Origin of the sequence: Saccharothrix saharensis, assembly GCF_006716745.1 — a bacterium.
Classification (GTDB): domain Bacteria; phylum Actinomycetota; class Actinomycetes; order Mycobacteriales; family Pseudonocardiaceae; genus Actinosynnema; species Actinosynnema saharense.
In genome coordinates this window covers 8,729,379-8,741,959 of sequence record NZ_VFPP01000001.1, presented here as the reverse complement: position 1 = coordinate 8,741,959, position 12,581 = coordinate 8,729,379, and the positions used below count along the sequence as shown (strand labels likewise).

At 67.8% G+C, this 12,581-nt stretch carries 11 protein-coding genes; 5 read left to right on the top strand and 6 right to left on the bottom strand.

All coding sequences use genetic code 11. The features are described from left to right. Positions 1–158 precede the first annotated feature (158 nt). Both FHX81_RS39395 and FHX81_RS39390 read left to right on the top strand, forming a co-directional pair. Positions 159–1,451 (top strand): hypothetical protein, encoded by a 1,293-nt coding sequence (locus tag FHX81_RS39395; RefSeq protein WP_141983513.1) that lies wholly within the window; start codon positions 159–161, stop codon positions 1,449–1,451. Continuing rightward, positions 1,436–2,533, top strand: a complete 1,098-nt coding sequence (locus FHX81_RS39390) for a hypothetical protein (RefSeq protein WP_141983512.1) — start codon at positions 1,436–1,438, stop codon at positions 2,531–2,533. The genes FHX81_RS39395 and FHX81_RS39390 overlap by 16 nt, the downstream gene beginning before the upstream one ends. Before the next feature lie 110 nt (positions 2,534–2,643). Here FHX81_RS39390 and FHX81_RS39385 read toward each other — a convergent pair whose 3' ends face one another. Next, positions 2,644–3,156, bottom strand: a complete 513-nt coding sequence (locus FHX81_RS39385) for a helix-turn-helix domain-containing protein (protein WP_141983511.1) — start codon at positions 3,154–3,156, stop codon at positions 2,644–2,646. Between the two features lie 1,589 nt (positions 3,157–4,745). Between FHX81_RS39385 and FHX81_RS39380 the strand changes: the two genes are divergently transcribed. From FHX81_RS39380 to FHX81_RS39370, 3 genes are all read left to right on the top strand, one after another. Continuing rightward, entirely contained in the window at positions 4,746–5,327 is a 582-nt protein-coding gene (locus FHX81_RS39380; RefSeq protein WP_141983510.1) for an aldehyde dehydrogenase family protein, read from the top strand. Positions 5,328–5,378: 51 nt separating this feature from the next. Then, positions 5,379–5,585: a hypothetical protein gene (locus FHX81_RS39375; protein ID WP_141983509.1), complete on the top strand. Its 207-nt coding sequence runs from the start codon at positions 5,379–5,381 to the stop codon at positions 5,583–5,585. Between the two features lie 253 nt (positions 5,586–5,838). After that, positions 5,839–9,576 carry a hypothetical protein gene (locus FHX81_RS39370; RefSeq protein ID WP_141983508.1) on the top strand — a complete coding sequence of 1,246 codons (3,738 nt, stop codon included), beginning with the start codon at positions 5,839–5,841 and terminating at the stop codon, positions 9,574–9,576. 69 nt (positions 9,577–9,645) lie between these two features. Here FHX81_RS39370 and FHX81_RS39365 read toward each other — a convergent pair whose 3' ends face one another. From FHX81_RS39365 to FHX81_RS39345, 5 genes are all read right to left on the bottom strand, one after another. Next, a complete protein-coding gene (locus tag FHX81_RS39365) occupies positions 9,646–9,990 on the bottom strand; it encodes a hypothetical protein (protein WP_141983507.1) in 345 nt (114 codons plus the stop codon). Then, on the bottom strand, positions 9,987–10,529 hold the full coding sequence (locus FHX81_RS42470; protein ID WP_246108350.1) for a DUF6283 family protein: 543 nt from the start codon (positions 10,527–10,529) through the stop codon (positions 9,987–9,989). Before FHX81_RS42470 ends, FHX81_RS39365 begins: the two co-directional genes overlap by 4 nt. Positions 10,530–10,631: 102 nt before the next feature. Further along, positions 10,632–10,985: a histone-like nucleoid-structuring protein Lsr2 gene (locus FHX81_RS39355; protein ID WP_141983506.1), complete on the bottom strand. Its 354-nt coding sequence runs from the start codon at positions 10,983–10,985 to the stop codon at positions 10,632–10,634. Positions 10,986–11,256: 271 nt separating this feature from the next. Further along, entirely contained in the window at positions 11,257–12,174 is a 918-nt protein-coding gene (locus FHX81_RS39350; RefSeq protein WP_141983505.1) for an IS3 family transposase, read from the bottom strand. Then, positions 12,171–12,482: a transposase gene (locus tag FHX81_RS39345; protein WP_141983504.1), complete on the bottom strand. Its 312-nt coding sequence runs from the start codon at positions 12,480–12,482 to the stop codon at positions 12,171–12,173. Before FHX81_RS39345 ends, FHX81_RS39350 begins: the two co-directional genes overlap by 4 nt. Positions 12,483–12,581: the final 99 nt, after the last annotated feature.

The window sequence follows — 12,581 nt, the reverse complement described above, 5'->3', positions numbered from 1 at the left end:
ATGACGGTCCAAGCCCCACATGAACTCGGGCTCCTCCAACCTGTCGGCCGGCCCGCCGACTTCAGCAGGCGAGCTGTCCCTGGGTGTGGCATTCTGCTCGGCTGGCCTCCCGGTCGGCCCGCCCCCGGTCGGAGGCTGACGACGAAGGAGCAGGTTCGATGATCACCCGCATGTTGGAGGAGTTGTGCGCCGTCGACGAGCGCACGCAGCTCTTCACCCCCTTCGGGCTGGGTGTCAGCCACATGCTCACGCCGGAGGCGGCTCTGGCCCACCAGCACACGATGCTGGACGGCACCGACCTGGTCGACGAGGTCGCCGAGGGCACCCGACTGCGCTTCGAGCGCGTACGCACCCTCTACCTCCACGGTGTGCTCGACTACGAGTTCTTCACCGTCGCCGGCGACTACGCCCGCCTGGTCGTCGAGCACGCCCTACGCGACCGGTTCCTGGCCTTCTACGAGCACCGCATTGTCCTGGTGAACACCTCCAGCGGGCTGGAACGCACCGCACAGGTCGACTCGTTCGAGGATGTCCTTGACGCCCTCAAGCAGCAGGGTGGCGCGTGGAAGCTCAAGCTGGCCGGTTCCGGCGCGCCCATGAAGTTCAACGGCATGCTGACGTCGCTGTGGAACTGGGCCCGCGAGGAAGGGCTTCTTCCCGGCCAACGGGCCAGGAGCATGCAGTCCGTGCAGGTCGAGCTGCGCAACACTGTCGCGCACCCCTCCGGCTATCACCTCGGCACACCCGTCGACGCCGCCCGGGTCATCCACGACCTGGCCGAGATCATCAACTGCCTGTGGGGTGCCCGGACTCGCGGCGGGCGCCTGCACCCAGCACCTGTGCACCGGCCGGTGCAGCTGATCGTCTGGGACGACACCGGGCGGGTGGAGATCGGCGACGTCTCTTCCGTGCCCACCGAAGAGATGGCGGTCGACACCGTCTGCCTGGTCGTCCGGGCACAGGTCGATGACCGCGACGAGCTACTCGGGTTCGATCCCCGGTTCGAGACCACCCGCTACCCGGTGGAACTGCTCTGGGGACCGGGCACCGCTGAGCAGGCACGGGCCTGGGTCGAGGCCCACCGGCCCGTGGACGACGAGGTCGACACCCTGGACCGCCACTTCGTGATCCGCCGCCACGGCGACCGCGTCGGCCCACCCCGCAGCACCGCGGTCACCGCCGGACTGCCCATCGGCAAACAGAGCGGCACCTGGTTCCTGGTCAAGGCCGACGACCCGCTCAGCGCGTTCAACCACATCCGCAACCAGACCGACGCCACCAGCGCCTGCAGGAACACCAAGCCGTGTCCGAACTGCCCCACCCACACCCTGATCGTGGGCGACTGGGACACGATCCTTCGCCACGCCGCCCAGGCAGGACTCGACACACGTGCTCTCGCCCCCGCCGCCATCCGGGTGCCCTCCCCGCTTCCGCCGTGGACCGACTCCTGAGCGGCGAAGCCGCGTCGATCACCTCCGCGACCCGGGTACGCGGGTACCGTCGCGCTCCACCAGCAGCACAGTCGGTTCGCGACGGTGTCGCCCGGCACCTCATCGTGCAAGGAGCGTTGACGGCCCTTCGTCGGTTCGAGGCCGCCGCGTGGCTGCCGCAACCGTCCTCGCCCGAAGCCCACCGGACCGGGATCGAGGCGGTGGCGCGGTGGTTGCGCGAGCAGGAGCAGCGCACGGGCGCGGCGGCCGTGCTGGTGACCGACACCTTTCCCACCGACGAGGACATCCTGCGATTGGGGTCCTTCCGGCGAGGGTCCACGCACTTCACCGTGAAGTCATACGGTCCCGTCGTGTCCGGTCCTGTGCTGGCGTTCCGCCCCACCCGCAAAGCACTCGACGTCGCCCAGGACAACAGCGGTCCGAGCAGGCGCTGGTGGCCGAGCGCGAATTCGACAAGACCGGCGCGGCCGGCACCGCGAAACGCCAGATCCGGCTGGCGCTGCCCGGACTGCCGCCCAACCAGTCCCAGCTGCGCGCCGCGATCGAAGACAGCGGGCCGGTCGTGGTGCTGGGCAAGGCGCACTGGCCGCAGGGGCTGGCTTCACGTCCTCGGACACGCAACGCCCACGCCGGCGCCGGCACGGGACCTCGCTTCTGTGAAGGCTCTGCGCAGCTGGCTACGCGGCGGCCTAGTCGCGTTGGCCGGGCCCCGACCGCAGGAGCGCCACAGCACCACGACGATCACCCAGCTGATCACCCGCCTGGTACCGGACTGGGCCGAGGCCCAACCGCGCCGCTACCGACACGACCGGTGGCTGACCTACCGCGAGCTCACCATCCCGATCACCCCCGGCGGCGCCACGCGATACGGACGGCTCGACATCGTGGTCACCCGCCCCCACCAGGCCGACCTGGCGGTCGAGGTCGACACCGCGGACAACCCGCGCAGCGTCGAGAAGCTGCGGTTCGCCCACGCGGCCGGTGCGGTGCCGGTGTGGATCCGCTGGCACTCTGGCACCCTGTCCCAGCATCCTGGCATTGCCGTCATCGACCTGCGCGAACCCGATGCGACCGGCGACTGACCGTCCGCGCCGTGCGCGGATGCACTGCATCACGGCGACGTGTCCGGCCCGCTCTGGTCGACGGGCGCACCGCCTCGCAGCTGCACGATCGCGCCTGCCGGCGGTCGGGTCTAGGTATTCCGGTCACGCCCTTTGAGGTGGCAGCGGGGGCACGGGACCAGCAGGCCGGTGCCGTCGTCGACGTAGCGTTCCTGCGGTGCGGGGCCATCGCAGCGCCCGCACCACTGCGGCCAGTCGACGCGGTCGGACCTCCGGTCCGATTCCCGGGCGCGCCCTCGACGGGAGGGCACAGCGGTTGTCCGGCGATCTACCGGTGCGGCGGACTGATCCTGTGGCGGTGCCAGGCGGGGCGGGGTCGGCGGTGGGGTCATGAGGATGGAGTAGCGGTTGCGGCGTCGTCCGCCGCCGATCTCGATCGCGATGCGGCCCTGGTCGTGCAGACGTTTGAGGCGGCGTTGGACGGTGCGTTCGTCCAGTCGAGTCTTGCGGGACAGGTCGGTGATCGACGGCCAGGCGTTGCGTCCTTGGTCGTCGGCCGAGTCGGCGATCGCCAGCATCAGCAGCAGATCAGTGCCTGCGGCCTCGGCGTGCTCCCACACCCACGTCATGATGCGGATGCTCATACGATTTCACCGGCGGTAGGGGCTGCCGGCGAAATCACCACAGTTCCCGAGAGCCTTTTCCCCTGCCGACTCGCAGCCGTCGTCCATGCGCGTTGACAGCCTGCCGGAAGCGTCGACGATGCGCTGCTGTCGCTTTGTTGCCACCATCCGACTTCACGTCCCCCGGTTCGTCTCGCAGGGGCATCGTCACATCGATCGCCCGGGGTGTCAAAGTTTCCAACTAATGGAATCGGGAGCGAAACATGAAACCACGCCGGCATTTCAGCGTGTGAAATCCGTCGTGTCGACCGGGTCTTCACGCTGTGCGACGGGTTCGAGGCCGGGCCGCCGAGTTATCCACACCCCCGGCAGATTGCCACCCCCGGCAGATTCCCACCGGTGGCGCAGCTGTGCCGGGGCTGGGGTGGCAAGGCTGCGCCGGGGCTGGGGTGGCACAACTGCGCCACCCGTTACGTCCTATGACGTCCTATCCCTTGAGCGGCCGGGCCCCTCCGGCACCGACGAGGCCGACACGGTCGACACCCGAGACGAGATCGCCCGCCGACCGTCCACCAGCTCCTGATGTGGCAGCCAGCCGGCCAGAGCTCGGGTGAACAGGGTGGGAAGCCGGCCGCTGGCCGTGCGGCCTCGTCGTGTGCGCAGTCCGGGCAGATGCGGATGCCGCGGTCCGCACGCGAGGTTCCGGGCATGCGCCGAGTGGCCCATGGCAGCGCGGGCATGGGATCTCGGCATCTACGTCGAGATGGGGGTGGCCCCATAATGCCTATCGCCACGAGGGCCGACCTCCTTCATTTCCGATGACGCAAGTCGATGCGCAACACCACCGATGGCGATGTGGAGGAGCAGCCGTCAGGCAGCCAATCCGATCACCCCAGCACCTCCGGCCAGAATGTTGTCCGCTCGGGCATCGCGCCATCCCATTCCACCGACCACATGCCGGACGGTAAACGTGACACCCGTCCCCACCAGCGCAGATGCCAACGAGATTGCGTCAGACGAATGACATGACCATCCAAGTTCACTCGAATAACGCCATGTCGAGCGGTCGATAAATGACAATGGGCCAGTGAGGGTGAAACGCATACCGAATATGAAGCAAGACCTGTCATCGCAGGGACGTCCGACTCTGCACAATCGGGTCCACCTACCCGCGAACGTCTCGGCCGGTGAACCGGTAGGGTCCCGACGCCGGGTACCGGATACACCGGGCGTATGAACCGGGTGAGGATGCCGATGACGCAGCAAGGCAAACACGACCGGCTTCGCGCGATGCTCATGACGCTCTCGGACCGAGTCCGCCATCCCGATCTCCCGCTGAGCCTGTTCCTCGATCCCGACAGCGCCCACGCGATGGACGAGGACACCGACACGTCCGCGTGGTCCGACGACGAACTCCGGGACGCCCGCCTGCAATGCGGTGCGGTGCTGGCCGCGGCCCACCGCATCGTCGACGAGTGCATCGACGACCTGCGCGGCATCCGCTTCTCCGACACCGGAGCACCTGACGCCGACGTGGCTGAGGAGTCGTTCGTCCACCGCTTCTTCCCGACCCGTTTCCGGGACGGCTACGACGAGGGCTTTTTCCGCAGGTGCTGGTCACCGCCGTCAAGGTCGCCCAGGACCTGGCCGACCGGCACGGCGGCGCCGCCGCCTGCACCGCCGAGGCGATCATCCGGGCGGCGCTGCCCGCGATCGCGCAGGCCGTGTGCGAGGAAGCGGGCGTCGCGGGCGTGAGCGCCGGGGTGTTGGACGAGTACCTGTTGGAGGACATCGACTTCGAGTCGCTGTTCGCCGACGAGATCCGCGGGGTCGAGAACGATCCGCGCCTGGACGGCACCGCGAACCTGTTCAGCGAGGGGGCGCACGACTGGTTCGCCCCGTTCGGCGAGACCGCGCTCGTGCACCCCTACGCCGAACCGACCACGGTGCAGCGGCGGGTGCACGACCTGCGCTACAGGTTGCCGACAGTCACCGGCCCGCCCCGCCGTCTGGACCGGGTCTCGGACGCACCCGAGCCGGTGGCCGCTGCCGGCAGCGCCGCGGTTGCGACAGTGCGCGCCGCAGCCGACCGCAGCGACCAAGAGCTATGGGTGCCCGACGACCGCGATGCCGACGCCTCGTTCCAAGCGCTGCTCGACGCGGTCTCCCGCGCGCCGAGCGGCAGCGGCTGACTGACCTGGCAGCCATTCGAGGACGACAACACGAGTCGCACCGACATGCTCATGCGCGCCACCCCGTACCCGCACTTCCCCATCGGGCAGGACGAACCGTGGATCGACGCCGCCGTAGCCAAGGCCGCCCTGCAGGCGATCCCGCTGGGCTACGTTGTCTCCTACCGCCCCGACCCTGAACTCCGTTCGAGGATGGAACCGGAAGAACCGTTCCCCAAGATTCCCTTTCCCCCGCAAGGACCTGCGAGCAGCTTCTGACGCGCGGGCCCTTGGCCGGGACGTGTCAAGTGTGCGGGACCTTCAACGAAGATCGACACCCCCACACACAGCTGACACGTCGAGATACCCGACATAGGCAAGGTCCTCACGCGGGATCAGTGCAGTCGTGCACGGCACACCACAGCGCTCTCACCACTGTCGATGTTTCGTACCCCTTAAGGTGCTTCCTCCGCGATGTCTGGTGCCGTACAGGTGTAGGCACGTCGTCGAGCGGGCTCGAAGGGGGACACAGGTGGGTGGGCAGGACGCCGTACGCGGCTTCGAATACCAGTTTCTCCGCACCTTGGAATATGCGCTGGACGTCGTCGGCAGCGATGACACCGTCGTCACCGGGGTCCGGATCGAAGGCACCGCCGACCGCACCGGTGGCCCCGACCCTGAGATCGTGGACTTCGCGTTGGTCGGCGACGAGGGCAATCTGACGGTCGCGCAGGTCAAAAGCGGCAGACCAGGCACGACGATGAGCGCGTCGGAGGCCCTTGAGGAACTGCTGCGCCTGTTGAAACATCCGGCACGTCGCTACCTGTTGATCACCAACCGGACGGCCACCCGGAACTTGCGAGAGCTCTCCGCGCTGATCGACGACCAGCAGTCCGACCTCCGCGACGGGGTGCTGGCACTGCTCGGGCCCAGGATGGCACACCAACTTCAGGATAAGGACGAGGAGTTCTGGCGGCGGCTGCGCCGCACCGAGGTGGTCGTGGATCCACGGGATGACGACCGAGTACACGAGCAGGTGCGCGACCGCGTCCGCGTCGTGCGTCACCGACTGGCACCCTCAACGATCGGTTGGGATGCCACCGGTCTGCTGACCGGCTATCTGATGTCGGAGGTGATGGCCCGAGCCGCACGCCCGGATGCCTCCGAGCTGACGATTCGTGAGTTAACCGATGCCTTGGGCGCGGACCCGGACGTACTGCGGGGGCTGCTGCGCGAGCGGGACTGGGCAGTGCACGTGCCGCCCGGGCCGAGGGCCACCGACATCGCCCGCCCGGAGCCGCTTGCCGACCTCGCGCGCCACCTGCCGACACCGGTGCGCAGCGATGCCGCGCCGGTGTGCCTGCTGACCGGCCTGTCCGGCATCGGCAAGAGCAGCCTGGCCGCCGCCTGGGCCGACGAGCACGCGGACTCCTACGCCGCGATCCTGTGGGCCGATGCCTCCAGCCTGGCACAGTTGGAATCAACCTTCGCCGTGATCGCCGGTTGGTATCACCACCGGGGTGTGCTGACCGGCGCCGAGGCTGAGCTGCCGGTGCAACCGCGGGTCTTCGCCGCGCTGGCCCGCACCGCCGAGCCGTGGCTGATGGTGTTCGACAACTGCGCCGACCAGACTGTCCTGCGCGGTTGGATACCTCCGCGCGGCCGGGGACACACGATCATCACCAGCACCGACCAGAACAGCCTGCCCGGACCGAACATCCACAAGCTCCCGGTCATCGGTATGACCGGCGATGAGGCGGCCCACTTGTTGGTCCGCCGCATCCTCGGCGACCGCAGCCCGGCCGACGAAGAGCTGGACATCCTCCGCGACCTGGCCGCAAAGCTGCATTACTGGCCGCTGGCACTGGAACTGGCCGCGGCCTACATCGTCGGCACGATTCCCCAGGAGACCGGCGATCTCGCACGACGTGTCGCCCACTACGAGCGGCAACTGCGAGGTTCGATGAACGATCCGCAATCGGTCCCGGAAGGCTATCCGGACACCGTGGTCGGCGTCATCACCCTGACCTGGCGGCGTGTTGTCGAGCGCACGACGCCTGCCGAACAGCTCGCCGCGATGGCGCTGCGCAGCGGGGCATTCCTGGCCTCGCGGCAGATCCCGCTACACCTGCTGCTGGCCTGCTGGACCACCAACTCCTGGGACTTCAGCGGCCCCTTGGTGCGTGAACGCCTCGCCACCTACGTCCACGACCATCCACCCGTCGGCGAGGTTCTGCGGGCTGTCCTGCGCGACTCGCTGGTCCGGGCCGACGAGCCCTTCCCGCTGCCGGAAAGCAGCGGACCGGCTACGTGGCCGGGCTACACCGTCACGATGAACGACATCGTCCAGTCCATCGTGCGCGGTCTGGTCGACGACGAAGGGGCGACCCGCGAGGTCCTGTTCCGCGCCGCGTTCTACGTTCAGGCATGGATGCAGCACTTCACCGAGGGCGGCCGGATGCGGCTGGCTCTCGCATTGATCGGACACGGCATCGAGGCATCCGAACACGCCATCGCCTTCGGCGCTCCGGACAAGAACATCGCGCTGTTGTGGGGAAACACCGCCGGACTACTGGGATACCTCGACGATTGGAACGGAGCTGCCCGCTATCTGCGCGCCGAGTTGGAGTGGGCGGACTCCACCGATCAACCCGACCTGCTGATCCGCATGCAAACGTTGGCCGCCTTGGCCGCCGCGTACTACAACCTCGCAGACCGGCCGCGCGACGCCGCCGAACGGATCGTCCCGCTCGTGGAAGCGCTTCTCGCCGATGTGCCCGCTGCGCTGGCGCTGGATGAGGAAGTGGTCGGACGCACCATCGTGACCGCCTCCTCGGCGGTGCTGAACCTGCGCCTACACCGGGCCGTCCATCCGAAGATCGCGGCCCTGGCGTCCGCCTTGGAAGACATCCTCAAGATCGTGCCGCACGATGCGACCGTTGGCCACTTCGGCGATCTGCGACGAGTGCGCGACCTCATCGAGGCCGGAAACACCCTTGACGCCCGGCGCGCCGCCGAGACTCTGCTCACCCAGCGGTCGCCTGAGCAGCGTGAGGATTACCAGGCGCTGTGCATGCTCACCGAAGCCTGCGTCGAACTTCGCGACTGGCCCGCAGCCCGACACGCACTCCGCCGGTTCGCCGAGGCGGCCGAGTTGGGCGAGCTTCGACGGTTCGAGCTGGCGATGCTGCTCCGCAACGTCGGGATCGGCCTCGTGACTGCCATGCTCAAACAGCACGATCCCGCGTTCGACCTGTTCCGGGCCTTGGACAACATCGCCGTGGTGTGCGACCGGCGCAGCGTGGTGGTCCAGGCGGACGACCGGGACGTGATCACGATGTTCCGTGCTCTGGGCACGTACCTCGACAACAACAAGTCAGCCTGCTCCGTATGGCTGGACCAGGTCAATCTTGACGAACTCGCCGCTGTCGAAAACGTCGGCATGCTTCTGATCATGTACCGGCTGCTGCGCAACTGGACCACACCGCCGGACCCTCGGCAGGCACCGTCACATCGGTTCGTGAAACCACAACAAGCAGAGGACTGGAGTGCCCCTCGCATTGACACCCCGATCCCCGATACGGTCCTCACGCTCGACGACGATGCCATCGCCGGCATCCTGCACGGGTGCGCGGCAGAGTCGGCACCGGCGCACGCGGTCGGCCTGAGCCAAGTTCGCCGTGCCGGTGGTCGGATCCCGCGCGATCCGCTCGAAATCGCCATGGAAACGAGCCTCGCCCTGCAACTACTCGGGCTGCCGGCACGGATCACTGAGACCGCGTTGGTTGTGGCCGACCACAGCCCCGGCGAGAAGCCAATCGACCCGTTTCGTCCCAGCTTCCATACCGCCGCCCGTCTCCGCGCATCCCGTGCCCCGCACTACACGGTGCTGATCACCACGTCGCAGCACCTGGTCGATCCGGTGCTGCCACAGCTACCGGCGATCCGAGCGCTCGCAGTAGCCCGGCCGTCCCACCGCCTTTCGGCGGTCCTGCCTTTCCAGTCAACGAACTTCTCTCACGCCCTCGAACGCGAAGGGGTCGTGGTGGCGTACCACCCCTTGGGGATCTACGAGCCAGAGGACGTTGCAGCTGCCCTGTTATCGCCCGAGCAACGTGCTGCCTGCGAGACAAACGCCTTCTTTGTTGCCCTTTGGGCTGCGATCGCACTGTCGGCGACAACCGGCGCGCGCGTATCAGAGATCATCTCAGTCTATCCAAGGTTGGATGGACTACTGATCTCGCCCGACAGCCTCGCCGATAGTCGCTGAGACCCGCCGGTGCCTCACGCTGCCCGCGCGGGGCACCGCGAGGCTCCGACCGGCACCCCCGAATGAATCTCAGCTCTTGCCCGCCTCGTGCCGAGCTTGATCGACAGACGAGGTGATTTCGGGCAGCAACTCGGCCAGGACCGCTTCCACGATCGGTGAGCCGTGCCATGCCAGGTAGGCGCGCCCGGCGGGCAGGCGGTTGAGTCCATGACGTCGGTACAGCGCCTGGGCGCGAGCAGTTGCCGTGTGCTCGTCTTCGGGGTCGATCAGTTCCAGGCGTCGCGCGGTCGCTAGGTGCTGGGTGACGCCGCCCAGGGAACCGAAGTGCCGGTAGGGATCGCCCTCTATGGCGCCTTTGATCAAGGCGACGGTGAAGATGTCGGTGAACCGGTCGCGCCGGTCGTGCTCAGTCACTGTTGGTGTCGTCCTGCTCGTGGGTCGAGCCCGATCATCGGCCGGTCGCCGCGGCAGGGAGCCAGTGCGGCGTCGTCCGGGTCGACGCCGTTGGCGATGGCCATCGCGCGGTAGTCCGAGTAGAGCTCCACCGGGCTGCCGATCGAGTCCGGGTCGATCCGGCCGTCGGCGACTGCCAGGCGGATGGTGAGGTTGTCCGACGCCCCGCGCAGCAGGAAACCGGCGCAGGTCTGAGGTGCCGATCGGGACGAACCGTGGCAGCCGAAGGTGTGGGTGGCCATGTCGTAGGTGGTGCGGGCGCTGTCCCGAAAGACCTGGGGCGGGAACGCGTTGAGCGGGGCGTCGACGCGCCACGGACAGCGTGGACATGGCTCGGTCCGGTAGTCGGTTCGCGACGTTCGATGGTGACGACGCCCCACTTGCCGTCTCCGGCGGGGTGGACCATGACCACTCTCGGCCGGTCGGCGTCGGTCAAGACGGTTCCTCCGAGTCAGGGCGGCTGCTGTTGTCGAGGAGGGGGCGCGTGGTGCGCCGCCCATCCTGCCGCGTGGAGCACCGGTCAGCACCGGCGCGCCACACCGTCTTCTCCGCTGCCTCCGCACCGCTGGTCCACATCCGCCGGTACAGGCGCGGGTCGTGCTTCAGGCGGAGTGGGCCTGCTGGAACTCCTCGATCAGCGCCTGGGGAATGCGCCCTCGGTCGGCGATCTGCCGCCCCTGGCTCCTGGCCCACTCGCGGATCGCCTGGTTCTGTTGCCTGTCGCCGCCAGCGGGAACGGTTGTCCGGGTGCGGCGCTGCCGGTTGCCGCGCTGGCTGCGGCCACCTGCTCGCCGTCCTTTGGCGACGAAGTCGGCGAGCAGGTTACGCAGCTTGTCGGCGTTGGGTGTGGACAGGTCGATGACGTAACCGACGCCGTCGAGGGCGAAGTCCACGGTTTCGTGTGCTTCGCCACCGTCGAGATCGTCGATCAACTGCACAATGGTCTGCTGTGCCATGAAGAGGGCCCCTTGTCGAGGTCACCGTGTTTCGTGATCGTTGCGGATATTGCGCGCAAGACAAACCGGCACGGACGCACAACCGCCCCTGGTCGCGCATTGGCGATCATATTGACCCTTGGAGACGATTGCAACATATTTCATTGGGTGAAAGCCGGCGGATTCTCGTCCGTTTCGGTACGGATCGGGTCTATCCGGCTACTCAATGTCGCCTGCGGGTCGAAGCCGTCGACGTGTCCTTTGAGCTTCCCCCGGTAACCCGAGGTGGTTGTTACCTGGATCGGGTCGGTGATGCCGGGATGGTAGTCGGTTCGGCCTGGGCGGCGTGCCAGGCGGCTTCGTACTCGTCCGGGCTGAGCCAGCCGAGGTCCTTCTGGATGCGTTCGGTGTTGTAGAACCCGTCGATATAGCGGAACAGTTCGTTCTCGACCTCATCGCGGGTGCGCCAGGACCGGCGGTAGACCAGCTCGATCTTCAGCGTGGAGAAGAAGTTCTCCATCAGGGCATTGTCGTAGGAGTCGCCGACCGAACCCATCGAAGGCAGGATTCCGTTGTCCGCCAACCGTTCCGTGAATCGGAAGGCCGTGTAGGTCGACCCGCGGTCGCTGTGGTGGATCAACTGCCCGTCGCGCACGTCGCGGGACCAGACGGCGTATTCCAGGGCGCCGAGCACGAGGTCGGTGTCGCAGCGGTCGCTGGTTTTCCAGCCCACGATCCGGTTGGAGAACGCGTCGCGCACGGCCGCGAGCCAGAAGGCGCCCTCGCCGGTGCGGATGCGGGTGGCGTCGGCGACCCACAACCGGTCCGGCGCCGGCGCGGTGAAGTCCCGGTTCACCCGATCGGGCGCCGGTGCGGCCTGCGGATCCCGTCTGGTCGACGGGGCACGCCACTGTTTACGCAGGAAGGCGCCCTGCAGGCTGGCCTGACGCATCAGCCGCTCGACACGCTTGCGCGACACGCGGACACCCCGACGCCGCAGGACCTGGTGCACCCGCGGGCTGCCATAGGTTCCGCCCGAGGCTGCGTGGATGTCGGTGATCTCGGCGGTGATCGCCCGGTCCTCGCGTTCGCGGCGGGAGGGGTCGGCCTGTCGGGCCACCCAGCCGTGGTAGGTGGAGGAGGCGACGCCCAGGACCCGGAGGACGAACTCGACCCCGAAGCGGCCGCGAAGCTGCTCGACCAGCTTCACGACCGTCGCCGGGTCGGGTCGAGTTCCGCCGCGAAAAACGCGGACGCGGACTTGAGGATCTCGTTGGCGCGTTTCAGTTCCGCGTTCTCCTTGCGCAGCCGGCGCAGCTCGTCAGACTCGGTCGCGGAGGGCTGGCCGTCGCGCTCGCCGCGGTCGGCCTCGTCCTGCCGGATCCAGTTCCGCAACGCCTCATGATGGACGCCCAGCTGCTCGGCCAGGCGTCGGATCACCGGCTTGGGGGCCGACTCCCGATACAACCGGACCGCGCGGGCCCTCAGCTCGTCGGGGTACTTCTTCGGTGGTGCCACGGACGACTCCCTTCAGGCCCTATCGGACCATGTCTGGAAAGACTCCGGGCTACCGGGGGAAGCTCAATTTGCTACCGCCACGTCCAGCAGTTAGGACCA